This is a genomic window from Teichococcus rhizosphaerae, from assembly GCF_002631185.1.
Classification (GTDB): Bacteria; Pseudomonadota; Alphaproteobacteria; order Acetobacterales; family Acetobacteraceae; genus Pseudoroseomonas; species Pseudoroseomonas rhizosphaerae.
Map to the genome: position 1 here is coordinate 107,239 of NZ_PDNU01000001.1, position 14,952 is coordinate 122,190.

The following is a 14,952-nucleotide window of genomic DNA, read 5'->3' on the forward strand; positions in this document are numbered from 1 at the left end:
TTCGTTCACGAATGATGCGCCCCTCTAGCCCGCCCGCGCCGCGCAGGCCAGTGCGGATCGCGCCGGCCGGCCTCCTCTGGCCGCCCCTGGGCGGCGCGCGGCCCTGTTGCGGCGCAGCGGGAGGCACGCCAGATGTGCGGCGTCATGAAGCTCCCTCTCGCCCTGCCGCGCCACAGCCCCGGCTTCCGGGAGGCGGCGCTGTTCCGCCCCGGATCGGTGGCGCTGCTGGCCGATCCCGCCCTGCCCGAATCCGCCATCCTGGCCCGCAACCTCGCGGCCGGCGGCTTCAAGGGCCCGATCCACGCGATCGGCCTCGAGGCCGAGGGCCTGCTGGCGTCGGACGGGGTGGAGGCGCTGCCGGCGCCGCCCGACCTCGCCGTGCTCTGCCTGCCGCCCGAGGCGCAGGAAGCGGCGATGCTGGCGCTGGCGGCGCGCGGCTGCTTCGCCGCCATCGTCCCGGTGGCGGGGCCGGAGCTTGCCGCGCTGTCGGACCGGACGGGGGTGCGGGTGCTCGGGGCCCACAGCTTCGGCCTGTGCCTGCCGCGCATCGGGCTCAATGCCAGCCTGTCGCACATCGCGCCGCGGCCGGGGCGGCTGGCGCTGCTCTGCCAGTCCGGCGCCATGGCGCGTGCCATCATCGACTGGGCGGAAGGCGAGGAGCTGGGCTTCAGCCAGATCGTCGGCATCGGCACCAACCAGGGCCTGGGCTTCGCCCTGGCGCTGGACTGGATCGCGCGTGACCCGGAGGCGGGGGCGGTGCTGCTCGACCTGCGGCGGATCAAGAACCGCCGCCTGTTCATCTCCGCCGCCCGCGCCGCGGCGCGCACCCGCCCGGTGGTGGGGATCCGCCCCGGCGGCCGCCAGGCCGACGCCACGGGCCTGGCCGACGCGGTGATGGAGGCGGCGCTGCGCCGCGCGGGCGTGCTGCGCGTGGCGGGCCTCGAGGACCTGCTGGCCGCCGCCGAGACGCTGGCGCGCGTGCGCCCCGCGCCACGCGGCGGGATGGACGCGCTGGCCGGCGACCGCGTGGCGATCGTCACCAACGGCCAGGGGCCGGGGCAGCTGGCGGCCGATGCCGTGTTGCAATCGGGCGGAAGGCTGGCCGCCTGGGGCCAGGAGGCGCGCGGGGCGCTGGCGCTGGCGCTCGCCCTGCCGCAGCCCCTTCTCGGCAACCCGCTGCTGCTGCCGCCCCAGGAGGGGCACCGCCTGGCCGAGGCCGCAAGCCTGCTCGCGGCGCTGCCGGAGGTGGATTCGGTGGTGGCGGTGCACGCTCCCGCGCCCGGGCAGGACCAGGACGTGACCGCCACTGCCCTGGCCGCCGCCTCCCGGGCGACGCGGGGCGCGCCCGTGCTGCTCGGCTGGCTGGGCCAGGCGCCCGCCGCCGCCGCCGCGCGCCGGCGGCTCGCGCTGGCGGGCCACGCCGTCTTTTCCACGCCCGAGGCGGCGGTGCGCGGCGCCCTGCATCTGGCGACCGACCGCCGCAACCGCGCCGCCGCCGCCGAGCTGCCGCCGCGCGACATGCTGGAACTGGCGCCGGACCGCGCCGCCGTCCGCGCCGTGATCGAGACGCTGCGCGCCGAGGGCCGGCTCGGCTTCACCGAGGCGGAGGCGCTGCGCATCCTGGAGGCCTATGGCCTGCCGGTGGTGCCGGGGCAGGCGGTGCCGGACGTGGATGCCGCCGTCGCCGCCGCCATGCGCCTGGGCTTTCCGGTGGTGCTGAAGGTGCTGAGCCCGGACCTGCCCCGCAAGACGGAGGTGGGCGGGGTGGTGCTGGGGCTGAAGGACGTGGCCGGGCTGCGCGCCGCCGCCGCCGCGATGGAGGCGCAGGTGCGCGCCGCCCGGCCCGGGGCCCGCCTCGACGGCTTCCTGGTGCAGCGCCAGGCCGGCGCCTCCGGCCCGCTGCGCCCGCACGAGCTCCGCCTGCGCCTGGGCGACGACCCGATGTTCGGCCCCTGGATCGGCTATGGCCGCGGCGGCACCGCCTCCGACTTCGAGCCGGACGTGGCGTTCGACCTGCCGCCGCTGAACCGCACCCTGGCCATGGCGCTGATCCGCCGCACCCGCGGCGTCCGGCTGCTGGAGGGCTTTCGCGACCATGCGCCGGTGGACCTCACCCTGCTGGCGGATGCGCTGGTGCGGCTTTCGCAGATCGCCATCGACTTCCCCGAGATCGAGGGGCTGATCCTCAACCCGCTCCTGGCGGACGGGAACGGCCTGCTGGCGCTGGATGCCTCGGGCGGGCTGCGGCCGCCCGGGCAGTTGGCCATGCTTTCCGTCCCGCCCTATCCGGCCGAGCTGGCGCGGCCCTGGACGACGCGGGATGGCCGCCCCCTGCTGGTGCGCCCGATCCGCCCCGAGGACGCCGCCGCCCATGCCGAGGCCTTCCGCCACCTGGCGCCCGAGGATGTGCGCTGGCGCTTCTTCAGCCAGATCAAGGAGCTGCCGGCGGCGCAGATCGCCCGCATGACGCAGATCGACTACGACCGCGAGATGGCCTTCGTGGCGGTGGACAGCAGCGGCGAGGGGCCGCCGCGGACGGTGGGCGTGGCGCGGCTGATCCGCGAGCCGGGTGGCGCGCCGGGCGATCCGGCGGTGGGCGAGTTCGCCGTGGTGACGCTGCAGGGCTGGAAGGGCCAGGGCCTGGCACGCCACCTGATGGAACGGCTCATCGAGTGGGGGCGGGCGCAGGGCCTGGAGCGCATGGTCGGCCAGGTGCTGGCCGACAACAAGCCCATGCTGGGCTTCATGCGGTCGCTCGGCTTCACCCTCCGGCGCGCGCCGGAGGATGACGAGGTGATGGAGGCGCGGCTGGAGCTTTAGGGCGCGCTGCGTGCAGCCTCCGGCGCCTCAGCGCGGCGCCGCCTCCTGCAGCAGCTCGCGCAGGCGGGCGGCGGCGGCGGAGCCCTTCAGCGCATTGCGCCACGCGGCCTCGGCCACGCGCTGGTGCACCGACACCGCCTCGTCCGCCGCCGTGATGGTGCCGACGCCGATGGCGGGGCTGGCGGTGAGGTCGGCGGGGAAGGGGCTGGTGCAGACATGCGCCCGCTCCCGCCCGCGCAGCACCATGAAGCTGCCCGCCGGCTCGGTCGGCAGCAGGCCGATCTGGAGGCCGATCGGCACGCTCTCCATCAGGGAGGCGATGCTTTCCACCTCGTCGCGCGCCGCCTGCCGGCAGCGGTTGCGGGTGCGCTCGGACAGCGCGAGGCTGCCGGCGACGCCCTCGGCCAGGAAGCCGCGCAGCGAGGTTTCCGACAGCATGGCGATGATGTTGGCGCGGCGCGACTGGTGCAGCTTCTTGCGGGCCACCAGCAGGCCCATCGCCTGGTCGGCCGCGGCACGGGCCGGGACGCGCTCGGGCGCGGCATCGGCCGCTTCCGCCCAGGCCTCGGCCAGGGCGCCGTCGAACGCCTCGGTCGTGGTCTGGTAGCAATAGGCGCCGCCCACCTGGAGGATCTGGTCGGACTGCTCCTCGACCTGTCGCAGCCGCTCCTGGAAGGCGATGGGGCGGGAGAAATACTCCACCCCGATGCCAAGCAGGGAGAGCGGGGAGATCTTCAGCAGTTCAGCCAGCCGCCGGATCGTGTCCAGCTTGATGACCTCACCCTTCTCATAGCGGTACAGCGCGGCTCGGGAGACACCCAGCCGGGCCGCGATTTCCTCGGCCCGCAGGCCGGATTCGAGACGGTAGGCCCGCAATTGCTGGCCGATATCGGCGAAACGCATGACACCTCTTGTCGATATCAACCGGTTCACATTCGTCAGCGGCGAAGAATCTCGCCGGACGGCGCTGGGACAGAAAATGCGGCCGGGCGCCGCTTATGGCAACGCATAATCGGCCGGAATTAAGAAACACTCTCACGTCCGGGCGCCAAGCGAATGCGCGTCAATCCCGCGTGACGCCGCCAAGCCTCAGCCTGGGGTCAGCTTGTGCGCCGCGAGCAGCTCCAGGGCCTGAACCAATCCGGAGTGATCCCATTGCCCGCCGCCCGCCGCCACGCAGGCCGAGAACAGTTGCTGCGTCGAGGCCGTGTTGGGAAGGGCCACGCCCAGCTCCCGGGCCGACTGCAACGCGAGGTTGAGGTCCTTCTGGTGCAGGGCGATGCGGAAGCCGGGATCGAAGCTGCGCTTGATCATGCGCTCCCCATGCAGTTCAAGGATGCGCGAGGTGGCGAGCCCGCCCATCAGCGCCTGCCGCACCTTGGCCGGATCGGCCCCCGCCTTGCTGGCGAAGACCAGCGCCTCGGCCACCGCCTCGATGGTCAGCGCGACGACGATCTGGTTGGCCACCTTGCAGGTCTGGCCGGCGCCATTGGCCTCGCCCACCAGGGTGATGTTCTTGCCCATCGCCTGGAACAGCGGCAGGGCGCGGTCGAACGCCGCCTGCGGGCCGCCCACCATGATGGTCAGGCTGGCCTGCTTCGCGCCCACCTCGCCGCCCGAGACGGGGGCGTCCAGGTAGTCGCAGCCGCGCTCGTTGACGCGGCGGGCGAAGTCCTTGGTGGCGGTGGGGCTGATCGAGCTCATGTCGATCACCAGCTTGCCGGGGCTGAGGCCCTCGGCCACGCCCTTCGGGCCGAACAGCGCCGCCTCGACATCCGGCGTGTCCGGCACCATCAGGATGATCGCCTCGGCCTCGGCGGCGATGGCGGCGGCGTCCGGCAGCACCTTAGCCTCGGCGCGGATCTCGTCCCGCAGGCTGGCGCGCTCGGGCACCAGCAGCTCATGCCCCGCCGCCTTGAGGTGCAGCGCCATGGGCCGGCCCATGATGCCGAGGCCGATAAAACCGATCTTCATCTTTGCGCGTCTCCTCCCGCGTTCATGCGTCCGTCAGGCGGCCTTGTAGGGGGCGAACCAGCCGAGGCCGGCCACCGTCTCGCCCGCCGGCCGGTATTCGCAGCCGATCCAGCCACGATAGCCCAGCGCGTCGAGGCGATCGAACACGAAGGGCCAGTTCACCTCGCCCGTGCCCGGCTCGTTGCGGCCCGGCACGTCCGCCACCTGCATGTGGGCGATGATCGGCAGGTGCTTCTCCACCCGCTTGACGATGTCGCCCTCGCTCACCTGGCAGTGGTAGAGGTCGAACTGCAGGCCGAGCTTGTCCGGCCCCACCGCCGCGATGATGTCGGCGCCCTGCTGCATGGTGGTCATGAAGATGCCGGGGATGTCGCGCTGGTTGATCGGCTCGATCACCGCCTTCATCCCCGCCTTGGCGCATTCCTCCGCCGCCCAGGCCAGGTTGGCGCCATAGACCGCCGTCAGCGTGTCGTGCGCCACGCCCTCGGGGCGCAGGCCGGGCATGACGTGCAGCCGCGGGCAGGAAAGGGCGGCGGCGTATTCCAGGCCCTTCTTCAGCGCGTCGCGGAACTCGCCCTGCCGGCCGGGGATGCAGGCCATGCCGCGCTCGCCCGCCGCCCAGTCGCCCGGCGGCGCGTTGAACAGCACCTGCCGGAGGCCGTGGTCCTTCAGGCGGCTGGCGATCTCGGCGGCCGGGAAGTCATAGGGGAAGAGGAACTCGACCGCCTCGAAGCCGGCCGCCCGCGCGGCGGCGAAGCGGTCCAGGAACGGCACCTCCTGGAACATCATGGACAGGTTGGCGGCGAAGCGCGGCATGGTCGGTCTCCGGGTCTGTGCGGGACGCCTGCGCGCCCCGGCCTTCGCGCGGCACGCTAGAGGGCCGGGCGAGAAGCGCAAGGCCTTGCCGGACAAGCTGTTGCGCGCGGGCCGGCCGGCGCCGCGCGGCGCTGGCGGAGGCGCCGCCGCTCGGGCACAGTCTGCGCCATGAGCTCCTCCTCCTCCCCGGGCGACCGGGCATTGCGGCCGGCCCGGATCCTGGGGCTGGCGGCCCTGTCGGCGCTGCTGATCGGCTGCCTGCTGGTCCTGCGGCCCTTCATCTCGGCGCTGCTCTGGGCGGCCATCCTGGCCTTCTGCACCTGGCCCGCCTACCGCGCGCTGCGCGACCGGCTGCGGCTTTCCCCCGGCCTCGCCGCCGTGCTGATGGTCACGCTGGAGATGCTGCTGGTCGGCCTGCCGCTGCTCTTCGCCGCGCCGATCCGCGCCGAGGACGTCGAGGGGCTGCGGCGCAACGTCGAGGGGCTGATCGCCGGCGGCTTCCCCGCGCTCGGCGACAAGCTGGCCGCCATCCCCTGGATCGGCGCGACGCTGGCCGAGCGGTGGGACGCGCTGCAGCTCGACTTCAGCCCGCTGACCGACATGCTGCAGCCCTATGCCGGCGTCATCGCCCAGCAGGCGCTGGCGCTGCTGCTGGCCGTGCTCTCGGGGCTGGCGGAGCTGGTGCTGGCCATCCTGCTCTCCTTCTTCTTCTACCGGGACGGGCCGCGCATGGCGGCGGGACTGGAGGCGCTGGTGGTGCGCATCGCCGGCAGCCAGGCGCGGCGCCTGGTGCAGCTCACCGCCAACGTCACCACCGGCGTGGTCTATGGCCTGCTCGGCACGGCGGTGGCGCAGGGGGTGCTGACGGGCCTCGGGCTGTGGATCGCCGGCGTGCCGCAGCCGGTGCTGCTGGCGGTCATCGCGGGGGTCGTCTCGGTGCTGCCGGTGGGCGCTCCCCTGGTCTGGCTGCCGGCGGCGCTGTGGCTGTTCGCCCAGGGCTCCACGGGCGGCGGCATCTTCCTGCTGATCTATGGCGCGGGGGGCATCAGCAGCGTGGACAACGTCATCCGCCCCTGGCTGATCAGCCGCGGCGCCGACCTGCCGCTGCTGCTCACCATCCTCGGCGCCCTGGGCGGCGTCTTCGCCTTCGGCTTCCTCGGCCTGTTCCTCGGCCCCGTGCTGCTGGCGGTGGGCTTCACCCTGCTGCGCGACTGGGCGGAGGAGGAGCCGGAGACACTCCATTGAGGGCCGCCGCTTCCCTTCCGCCCGCCGGAATGGTTGATTGGGCGCGAGACATCAAGAACATGCCCCGGCCTTTCAGGGACGGTCTTCAAGGGGACGGGGCAGGGGACGAAGGCTATGTTGAATGGATGGGCCGTGGCGGCTGCTGCCGCGGCGATGCGTGCTGGCGCCGCCCCGGATGATCACCGGATATGCGGCCGCCGGATGAGCGGGGTCGGCTGATCGATGCCCGCCTTCATCCTTTCCCGCCTGTTGCAGGCGATCCCGGTCCTGCTGGTGGTGGCGCTGATCAGCTTCGCCATGTTCGCCTATGTGGGCGACCCGGTGGCGATCATGCTGGGCCAGGACTTCACCGAGGCGCAGCGCCAGGCGCTGGTGCAGAGCCTGGGCCTCGACCAGCCCTTCTTCGTGCAGTTCTTCCGCTTCGCGGTGAACGCCGTGCAGGGCGAGTTCGGCCTGTCCTACCGCCTTTCGCGCCCCGTGGCGGAGCTGATCGCGGAGCGGGCGCCGGCCACGCTGGAGCTGGCCTTCGTGGCCGCCGCCATCGCCATGCTGGTGGGTGTGCCGATGGGCGTCTACACCGGCCTCTACCGGCAGTCCTGGCTGTCGCGCTTCTTTCTCACCTTCAGCCTGATCGGCGTGTCGCTGCCCACCTTCCTGATCGGCATCCTGCTGATCCTGGTCTTTTCCGTGCTGCTGGGCTGGCTGCCGAGCTATGGGCGGGGGGATGTGGTGGACCTCGGCTGGTGGAGCACCGGCCTGCTCACCGCCTCCGGCTGGAAGGCGCTGATCCTGCCCGCCATCACGCTGGGCCTGTTCCAGCTCACCCTGATCATGCGGCTGGTGCGGTCCGAGATGCTGGAGGTGCTGCGGACAGACTACATCAAGTTCGCCCGCGCCCGCGGCCTGCCGGACCGCTCCGTGCATTTCGGCCACGCGCTGAAGAACACGCTGGTGCCGGTCATCACCATCGCGGGCCTCCAGCTCGGCTCCATCATCGCCTTCGCCATCGTCACCGAGACGGTGTTCCAGTGGCCGGGCATGGGGCTGCTGTTCATCCAGAGCGTGGGCTCGGCCGACATCCCCGTCATGGCCGCCTACCTGATGCTGACGGCGGTGATCTTCGTGGTCATCAACCTCGTGGTGGACATCCTGTACTACATCGTCGACCCGCGCCTGCGCGCCGGGCGGGGAGGGCACTGAGCCATGGCCAACGCCCTGTCGCGCGCCCTCGATTCCGATCTCTGGTATTCCTTCAGCCGCTCGCCCGTCACGGTCGCCTCGGCGGCGGTGGCGCTGGTCTGCGTCCTCGGCGCGGTGTTCGCGCCGCTGCTGGCGCCGCACAACCCGTTCGACCTCGCCAGCCTCAACCTGATGGACGCCTTCAACCCGCCCGCCTGGATGGAGGAAGGCAACGCCGCCTTCCCCCTCGGCACGGACGACCAGGGGCGGGACGTGCTCTCGGCCATCATGTATGGCGCGCGCGTCTCGCTCATCGTGGGCCTCTCGGCGGTGGTGTTCTCCACCGTGGTGGGCGTCGGGCTCGGGCTGCTCGCCGGCTATCTCGGCGGCACCACGGATGCCGTGCTGATGCGCATCGCCGACATCCAGCTCACCTTCCCCTCCATCCTCGTGGCGCTGCTGATCGACGGCATCGTCCGCGCCGCCCTGCCGCCCGAGGCGCATGAGGGGATCGCGCTCTATGTGGTGGTGTTCGCCATCGGCATCAGCAACTGGCCGCAATTCGCCCGCACCGTGCGCGGCTCCACCCTGGTCGAGCGCAACAAGGAATACGTGCTGGCCGCCCGCGTGATCGGCCTGTCCCGGGTGCGCATCATGCTCACCCATGTGCTGCCCAACGTGCTCGGGCCGGTGCTGGTCATCGCCACGCTGAACCTCGGCTTCGCCATCCTGGCGGAGGCGACGCTGTCCTTCCTGGGGGTGGGCGTACCGCCGACGCAGCCTTCCCTCGGCACGCTCATCCGCATCGGCAACGACTTCCTGTTCAGCGGCGAGTGGTGGATCACGCTCTTTCCCGGCATCGCCCTGGTGGCGCTGGTGCTTTCCGTGAACCTGCTGGGCGACTGGCTGCGCGACGCCCTGAACCCGAGGCTGCGCTGATGAACAACCTTTCCGCAAAGGCCGCGGCGCCGCTTCTCGAGGTCCGCAACCTGCGCGTCGAGTTCCCGACGCGGCGCGGCACGCTGACGGCGCTGGACGACGTCTCCTTCTCCATCCGCGCCGGCGAGGTGCTGGGGGTGGTGGGCGAGTCCGGCGCCGGCAAGTCGATGACGGGCGCCGCCATCATCGGCCTGCTGGAGCCGCCCGGCCGCATCGCCCGCGGCGAGATCCTGCTGGACGGCCAGCGCATCGACAACCTGCCGCGCGAGAAGATGCGGCGCATCCGCGGCAAGCAGATCGGCGCCATCTTCCAGGACCCGCTGACCACGCTGAACCCGCTCTACACGGTGGGCCGGCAGCTCCAGGAGACCATCCTCACCCACCTGCCGATGACGCCCGCCCAGGCCCGGGCGCGCGCCATCCACTGGCTGGAGGAGGTGGGCATCCCCGGCGCCGCCCAGCGCATCGACAGCTACCCGCACGAGTTCTCGGGCGGCATGCGCCAGCGCGTGGTCATCGCGCTCGCCCTTTGCGCCGAGCCGCGCCTGGTGGTGGCGGACGAGCCGACCACCGCGCTCGACGTCTCGATCCAGGCGCAGATCATCGCGCTGCTGAAGCGCCTGACGCGCGAGCACGGCACGGCGGTGATGCTGGTGACGCACGACATGGGCGTCATCGCCGAGACCGCCGACCGGGTGGCGGTGATGTATGCCGGCCGCCTCGCCGAGATCGGGCCGGTGCGGGAGGTGGTGAAGGCGCCGCGCCACCCCTACAGCGCCGGGCTGATGGCCTCCATCCCGCCGCTCGACCGCAAGGTGGAGCATCTGGCGCAGATCGACGGCGCCATGCCGCGCCTGTCCGCCATTCCGCGGGGCTGCGCCTACTATCCGCGCTGCCCGCATGTGTTCGAACGCTGCCGGGTGGAGCGGCCCGACCTGATCGATGCCGGCACCACCCGCGCCGCCTGCTGGCTGCACGACCCCGCCTCCGAGAAGCAGGTGCCCTTCTCCGGCACCGGGAGCACCGTCCATGTCTGACACCGCACGAAGCCAGGGCGCCGGCCAGCCGCCGATGCTGGAAGTGCGCGACGTGGCCCGCTACTTCGACGTCTCCCGCCCGCTGCTGCAGCGCCTGCTGGCACGCGAAGGCAAGCGCACGCTGCGCGCCGTGGACGGCATCTCCTTCGCCATACCGCGCGGCACCACGCTCTCGCTCGTGGGCGAATCCGGCTGCGGCAAGTCCACCGTGGCGCGCCTGGCCGTGGGGCTCTACGGCACCACCCGCGGCGAGGTGGTGTTCGACGGCAACGACCTCTCCTCCGCCCGCGCCGACGCCGCGCAGCGCCGGCGGATGCAGATGATCTTCCAGGACCCCTATGCCAGCCTCAACCCGCGCTGGCGGGTGCTGGACATCGTGGCCGAGCCGCTGCGCGCCTTCGGCCTGCTGCCGGACCGCGCGGCGCGCGAGAAGCGCGTGGGCGAGCTGCTGACCCAGGTCGGCCTTTCCCCCGCCGACGGCCAGAAGTTCCCGCACGAGTTCTCGGGCGGGCAGCGCCAGCGCATCTCCATCGCCCGGGCGCTCTCCTCCAACCCCGAGTTCCTGGTCTGCGACGAGCCGACCAGCGCGCTCGACGTCTCCGTGCAGGCGCAGATCCTCAACCTGATGAAGGATCTGCAGCGCCGCATGGGGCTGACCTACCTGTTCATCAGCCACAACCTCGCCGTGGTGCGGCAGGTCTCGGACCGGATCGGCGTCATGTATCTCGGCCGGCTGGTGGAGCTGGCGCCCTCCGAGACGCTGTTCGAGGCGCCGCGCCACCCCTATACGCGGGCGCTGATGGAGGCCATCCCCGACCTCGACATGACGGGGCGGGAGCGCATTCCCGTGGGCGGCGAGGTGCCGAGCCCGATCAGCCCGCCCTCCGGCTGCGCCTTCAACCCGCGTTGCCCGCTGGCCAATGACCGCTGCCGGCGGGAGCGCCCCGGAATGACCCGCGCCGGGGCGACGCTGGTGGCCTGCCACGCGGTCGAGGAGGGGCGGGACCGGCAGTAAGGAGGAGGGCCGGGGGGAAGGGATTTCCGCCCCCCGGCCTTCCGCCGGTTCAGCCCAGGATGTCCTCGATCCGGATGGGCAGCTTGCGGACGCGGATGCCCGTGGCATGGAACACTGCGTTCGCCAGGGCAGGGGCGGTGCCGGTGATGCCGATCTCGCCCAGCCCCTTGGCGCCGAGGGGGCCGATCTTGTCGTCCCGCTCCTCCAGCATCTCCACGTCCAGCGCGCCGATGTCGGCGTTCACCGCGATGTGGTACTCGGCCATGTCGGCATTGGCGAAGGCGGCATGGTTGCGGTCCACCTCGCTCGCCTCCAGCAGCGCGTTGGACAGGCCCCACACCATGCCGCCCATCAGCTGGCTGTGCGCCGTGCGCGGGTTCAGGATGGTGCCGCCGGCATAGACGCCCACCATGCGCGGCACCCGGATGGTGCGCGTGCGCGGGTTGATCCGCACCTCGACGAACTGCGCGCCGAAGGCCAGCGCCGTGAAGCTCTCCATGTCCGGCCCGCCCTGGGGCGAGCCGGCGCGCCAGAGCATCTTGCTCTGCTTGGCGGGCATCTCGGGATGCGCCCACTGGTCGGTCGCCTCGACCTTGCCGCGCGGCAGGCTGGAAACCGCCTCGGCCAGGCTCTGCGTCACGTTGCCGGCCCGCACGGTGCCCTCGCTGAGGGAAAGGCTGGCGGGGCTCATGCCCTTGAAGGGGCCTTCCTCCGCCTCGGTCAGCGCCTTGAACAGCGCCTCGCGCGCCTGCTCGGCCACCTTGCTCACGGCGTTGCCGCTGGCCAGCGCCGTGGTGCTGCCGCCCGCCACATTGGCCGGGTCGAGCGTGCTGTCGCCCAGCCGCACCGTCACCTTGTCCGGCGTCAGGCCCAGCCGGTCGGCCGCGATCTGCGCCAGGATGGTGTAGGTGCCGGTGCCGATGTCGGCGGCCGCGCAACGCACCTCGGCGCGCCCCTCGGAGGTCAGCCGCAGCGTGGCGGAGCTGGTGCTGATGAAGGTGGGATAGACCGCCGTGGCGCAGCCCCAGCCGATCAGGTCGCCGTCCTTCGTCATGCTGCGCGGCGCGTGGTCGCGCCCGCTCCAGCCGAACAGCTCGGCGCCGCGCTCGTAGCAGCGCAGCAGCGAGCGGCTGGACCACGGCAGGCCCTTCACCGGGTCGCGGGCCGGCTCGTTGCGGCGGCGCAGCTCCACCGGGTCCATCTTCAGCGCCACGGCCAGCTCGTCGATGGCGCTCTCGAAGGCGAACACCGCCGGCGTCTCGGCCGGCGCGCGCATGAAGCCGGGCGCGTTCACGTCCGTCCGCACCAGACCCTCGCGCATCTTCATGCCGGGGATGTCGTAGAGCCGCGCCAGGATCTCGCCGCCGGGGAAGGAGACGTCATCGAAGCGGCAGGTCTGGTTCTCGCTGGTATAGATGAGGGCGCGCAGCTTGCCCTCCGCCGTGGCGCCGAGCCGGATGTGCTGCCGCGCCGCGGGGCGGAAGGAGGTGGTGGGGAAGGCCTGCTGGCGCGAGACCTGCAGCATCACCGGCCGCCCCGTCAGCTTCGCCGCGGCGCAGGTGAGCAGGGTGGTGGCCAGCACCGTGGCCTTGCCGCCGAAGGCGCCGCCGATATAGGGCGAGATCACCCGCGTCTTTTCCTCGGGCAGCCCGAACACCGTGGCGATGCCGGCGCGCATGCCGCCCGCCCACTGGCTCGGCACATGCACCTCGAGGCCGCCTTGCTCGTCCCATTCCGCGATGCAGCCGTAAAGCTCGATCGGGTTGTGGTGTTGCGCCGGCTCCTCATAGTCGGCGGTGACGCGCACGGCCGAGGCTTCCCATTCCGCATCGGCGTCGCCGACGTCGAGGCTGCCGGCCTCCTCCTCGGAGGGCGCGTCTTCCGGCAGGTGCGCCACGGCGCCGGGGCGCGCCTCGTAGCGCACGGGCAGCAGGGCGGCGGCGTGCTCGGCCTGCTCGCGCGTGTCGGCCACCACCACCGCCACGGGCTGGCCGTGATAGCGGATCTCGTCGCCTTCCAGCGGCCGGAAGGAGGCATGCGCATGGCCGCCATCCTGCATGGCGGCGTCGGGCCGCAGCGCCGGCATGTTCCTGTGCGTCATCACCAGCCGCACGCCGGGCAGCCCGGCCACGGCCGCGTCGTTGATCGAGGCGACGCGCCCCAGCGCGATGGGCGAGAGCACCAGGGCCGCATGCTGCAGGCCGGCGCGGCTGTTGTCGAGCGCGTAGCGCGCCGCGCCCGTCACCTTGGCGCGGCCATCGAGGCGGGGATGCGGGGTTCCGATGATGGCGTTCATGCCGCCTCTCCTTCCTGGGCGCGGCGCATGGCGCGCAGCAGCGCGTCCTCCACGGTGCGCCGGCCGAGCTCCACCTTGAAGGCGTTGCCAGGGCGCGGATCGGCGCCGTCCATGGCGCGCGCCGCGGCTTCCCTGATGCTGGCCTCGTCGATGGTCCGGCCGCGCAGCAGCGTCTCGGACGCCACGGCGCGCCATGGGGTCGTGGAAAGCCCACCCAGCGCGATGCGCGCCTCCGCCACGCGCGCGCCCTCGAGCCGCAGCGCCACGGCGGCGGAGCTGACGGCGAAGGCATAGGACTCGCGGTCCCGCACCTTCACATAGCAGGAGGCGCGGCCGGCGCGGCTGGCCGGCACCAGGATCGCGGTCAGGATCTCGCCGGGGCGGAGCGCCGTTTCTGCTTCAGGATGCTCGCCATAGGGGATGTGGAAGCTGTCGATCGGCACGGTGCGGCGGCCCTGCGGCCCGGCGACCTCCACCGCCGCGTCAAAGGCCGTCAGTGCCACGGCCCAGTCGCTCGGCATGGTGGCGATGCAGCGCTCCGAGCCGCCGAGCACCGCGTGCTGGCGGTTGACGCCATCCTGCGCCGCGCAGCCGCTGCCCGGGTTGCGCTTGTTGCAGGCGCTGTAGCGGGTGTCGCGGTAATACAGGCAGCGGGTGCGCTGGAGCAGGTTGCCGCCCACCGTCGCCATGTTGCGAAGCTGCGCCGAGGCGGCGAGCAGCAGGCTCTCGGCCAGGGCGGGGTAGTCCTGCCGCAGCACGATGTCGTCGGCCACCTCCGCCATGCTGGCGAGGGCGCCGAAGCGCAGCGTCTCGCCGCCCGTGTCGAAGCCGTGCAGCTCCGAGACGTCGCGCAGGTCGATCAGCCGCCCGGGGCGCATCACGCCGATGCGCATCAGGTCCACCAGCGTGGTGCCGCCGGCGAGGTAGGAGGCGCCTTCGAGCGCGCCCTGCCGCAGCGCGTCCTCCAGGCTGCTGGCGCGGTGGTATTCGAAGGGCTGCATCACACGCCTCCCTTGCCGGGGAACCGCATATCGCCCTGGCCCGCCACGTCCTGCACCGCCTTGACGATGTTGGGATAGGCGCCGCAGCGGCAGAGATTGCCCGACATGAACTCGCGGATCTCCTCGGCGCTGCCGGCATGGCCCTCATGGATGCAGGCGATGGCCGACATGATCTGCCCCGGCGTGCAGTAGCCGCACTGGAAGGCGTCATGGTCCACGAAGGCCTGCTGCATGGGATGCAGGGCATCGCCCTTCGCCAGCCCCTCGATGGTGATGATGTCCTGCCCCTGCGCCGCCACGGCCAGGGTGAGGCAGGCATTGATCCGCTTGCCGTCGGCCAGGACGGTGCAGGCACCGCAGGCACCCTGGTTGCAGCCGGTCTTCGCGCCCGTCAGGCCGAGATGGTCGCGCAGCATGTCGAGCAGGGTGGTGCGCGTGTCCAGCGCCAGGCGATGTGTCTGCCCGTTCACGCGCAACGTCAGCATGGCGACCGGCCATGCGTTGTCCTGCCCCGGCGGCGCCGCGCGTGGCGCGACCGTGCCGAGGTGATCGGCTTCGCTCATATCCGTCTCCGCTTCGCTGGGATCCCGCATTCGGGGAACTCAACGCGAGGGTGGCGGATGAGGTGCG

The 14,952-nt window shown here is 72.3% G+C and carries 12 protein-coding genes; 6 read left to right on the forward strand and 6 right to left on the reverse strand.

Going from position 1 to position 14,952, the window contains the following annotated elements; genetic code table 11:
- The first annotated feature begins 144 nt into the window (after window positions 1-144).
- Window positions 145-2,820: a bifunctional acetate--CoA ligase family protein/GNAT family N-acetyltransferase gene (locus tag CR162_RS00495; protein WP_099093715.1), complete on the forward strand. Its 2,676-nt coding sequence runs from the start codon at window positions 145-147 to the stop codon at window positions 2,818-2,820.
- Window positions 2,821-2,847: 27 nt separating this feature from the next.
- On the opposite strand, the gene CR162_RS00500 is transcribed toward CR162_RS00495, so the two are convergent.
- The 3 genes from CR162_RS00500 to otnI form a co-directional block, all read right to left on the reverse strand.
- The gene (locus CR162_RS00500; RefSeq protein ID WP_099093577.1) at window positions 2,848-3,723 is read right to left on the reverse strand and encodes a helix-turn-helix domain-containing protein; all 876 of its coding nucleotides are present in this window, start codon (window positions 3,721-3,723) and stop codon (window positions 2,848-2,850) included.
- Between the two features lie 186 nt (window positions 3,724-3,909).
- Window positions 3,910-4,794 carry a 2-hydroxy-3-oxopropionate reductase gene (locus tag CR162_RS00505; RefSeq protein ID WP_099093578.1) on the reverse strand — a complete coding sequence of 295 codons (885 nt, stop codon included), beginning with the start codon at window positions 4,792-4,794 and terminating at the stop codon, window positions 3,910-3,912.
- Window positions 4,795-4,827: 33 nt separating this feature from the next.
- Window positions 4,828-5,610, reverse strand: coding sequence for a 2-oxo-tetronate isomerase (gene otnI, locus CR162_RS00510; protein WP_099093579.1), 783 nt, complete (start codon window positions 5,608-5,610; stop codon window positions 4,828-4,830).
- A gap of 168 nt (window positions 5,611-5,778) precedes the next feature.
- On the opposite strand from otnI, the gene CR162_RS00515 reads away from it, so the two are divergent.
- The 5 genes from CR162_RS00515 to CR162_RS00535 all read left to right on the forward strand — a co-directional run bounded on the left by CR162_RS00515 (window position 5,779) and on the right by CR162_RS00535 (window position 11,025).
- Window positions 5,779-6,855, forward strand: a complete 1,077-nt coding sequence (locus CR162_RS00515; protein ID WP_099093580.1) for an AI-2E family transporter — start codon at window positions 5,779-5,781, stop codon at window positions 6,853-6,855.
- A gap of 222 nt (window positions 6,856-7,077) precedes the next feature.
- The gene (locus CR162_RS00520) at window positions 7,078-8,055 is read left to right on the forward strand and encodes an ABC transporter permease (protein WP_099093581.1); all 978 of its coding nucleotides are present in this window, start codon (window positions 7,078-7,080) and stop codon (window positions 8,053-8,055) included.
- Between the two features lie 3 nt (window positions 8,056-8,058).
- On the forward strand, window positions 8,059-8,973 hold the full coding sequence (locus tag CR162_RS00525; RefSeq protein WP_099093582.1) for an ABC transporter permease: 915 nt from the start codon (window positions 8,059-8,061) through the stop codon (window positions 8,971-8,973).
- The gene (locus CR162_RS00530; protein WP_099093583.1) at window positions 8,973-10,010 is read left to right on the forward strand and encodes an ABC transporter ATP-binding protein; all 1,038 of its coding nucleotides are present in this window, start codon (window positions 8,973-8,975) and stop codon (window positions 10,008-10,010) included. Before CR162_RS00525 ends, CR162_RS00530 begins: the two co-directional genes overlap by 1 nt.
- On the forward strand, window positions 10,003-11,025 hold the full coding sequence (locus CR162_RS00535) for an ABC transporter ATP-binding protein (RefSeq protein WP_099093584.1): 1,023 nt from the start codon (window positions 10,003-10,005) through the stop codon (window positions 11,023-11,025). Before CR162_RS00530 ends, CR162_RS00535 begins: the two co-directional genes overlap by 8 nt.
- A gap of 49 nt (window positions 11,026-11,074) precedes the next feature.
- Here the strand turns inward: CR162_RS00535 and CR162_RS00540 are convergent, their stop codons facing one another.
- Genes CR162_RS00540 through CR162_RS00550 form a run of 3 tightly spaced genes read right to left on the reverse strand, consistent with a single transcriptional unit; the run spans window position 11,075 to window position 14,807 of the window.
- A complete protein-coding gene (locus CR162_RS00540; RefSeq protein WP_099093585.1) occupies window positions 11,075-13,321 on the reverse strand; it encodes a xanthine dehydrogenase family protein molybdopterin-binding subunit in 2,247 nt (748 codons plus the stop codon).
- Window positions 13,318-14,322: an FAD binding domain-containing protein gene (locus CR162_RS00545; protein WP_099093586.1), complete on the reverse strand. Its 1,005-nt coding sequence runs from the start codon at window positions 14,320-14,322 to the stop codon at window positions 13,318-13,320. Before CR162_RS00545 ends, CR162_RS00540 begins: the two co-directional genes overlap by 4 nt.
- Window positions 14,322-14,807: a (2Fe-2S)-binding protein gene (locus tag CR162_RS00550; RefSeq protein ID WP_245870060.1), complete on the reverse strand. Its 486-nt coding sequence runs from the start codon at window positions 14,805-14,807 to the stop codon at window positions 14,322-14,324. The genes CR162_RS00545 and CR162_RS00550 overlap by 1 nt, the downstream gene beginning before the upstream one ends.
- Between the last annotated feature and the right edge of the window lie 145 nt (window positions 14,808-14,952).

Excerpts from the sequence above, each read along its gene's own strand:
- CR162_RS00495 (WP_099093715.1), top strand. The coding sequence starts at position 145 with ATGAAGCTCCCTCTCGCCCTGCCGCGCCACAGCCCCGGCTTCCGGGAG.
- CR162_RS00500 (WP_099093577.1), bottom strand. The coding sequence starts at position 3,723 with ATGCGTTTCGCCGATATCGGCCAGCAATTGCGGGCCTACCGTCTCGAA.
- CR162_RS00505 (WP_099093578.1), bottom strand. The coding sequence starts at position 4,794 with ATGAAGATCGGTTTTATCGGCCTCGGCATCATGGGCCGGCCCATGGCG.
- otnI (WP_099093579.1), bottom strand. The coding sequence starts at position 5,610 with ATGCCGCGCTTCGCCGCCAACCTGTCCATGATGTTCCAGGAGGTGCCG.
- CR162_RS00515 (WP_099093580.1), top strand. The coding sequence starts at position 5,779 with ATGAGCTCCTCCTCCTCCCCGGGCGACCGGGCATTGCGGCCGGCCCGG.
- CR162_RS00520 (WP_099093581.1), top strand. The coding sequence starts at position 7,078 with ATGCCCGCCTTCATCCTTTCCCGCCTGTTGCAGGCGATCCCGGTCCTG.
- CR162_RS00525 (WP_099093582.1), top strand. The coding sequence starts at position 8,059 with ATGGCCAACGCCCTGTCGCGCGCCCTCGATTCCGATCTCTGGTATTCC.
- CR162_RS00530 (WP_099093583.1), top strand. The coding sequence starts at position 8,973 with ATGAACAACCTTTCCGCAAAGGCCGCGGCGCCGCTTCTCGAGGTCCGC.
- CR162_RS00535 (WP_099093584.1), top strand. The coding sequence starts at position 10,003 with ATGTCTGACACCGCACGAAGCCAGGGCGCCGGCCAGCCGCCGATGCTG.
- CR162_RS00540 (WP_099093585.1), bottom strand. The coding sequence starts at position 13,321 with ATGAACGCCATCATCGGAACCCCGCATCCCCGCCTCGATGGCCGCGCC.
- CR162_RS00545 (WP_099093586.1), bottom strand. The coding sequence starts at position 14,322 with ATGCAGCCCTTCGAATACCACCGCGCCAGCAGCCTGGAGGACGCGCTG.
- CR162_RS00550 (WP_245870060.1), bottom strand. The coding sequence starts at position 14,807 with ATGCTGACGTTGCGCGTGAACGGGCAGACACATCGCCTGGCGCTGGAC.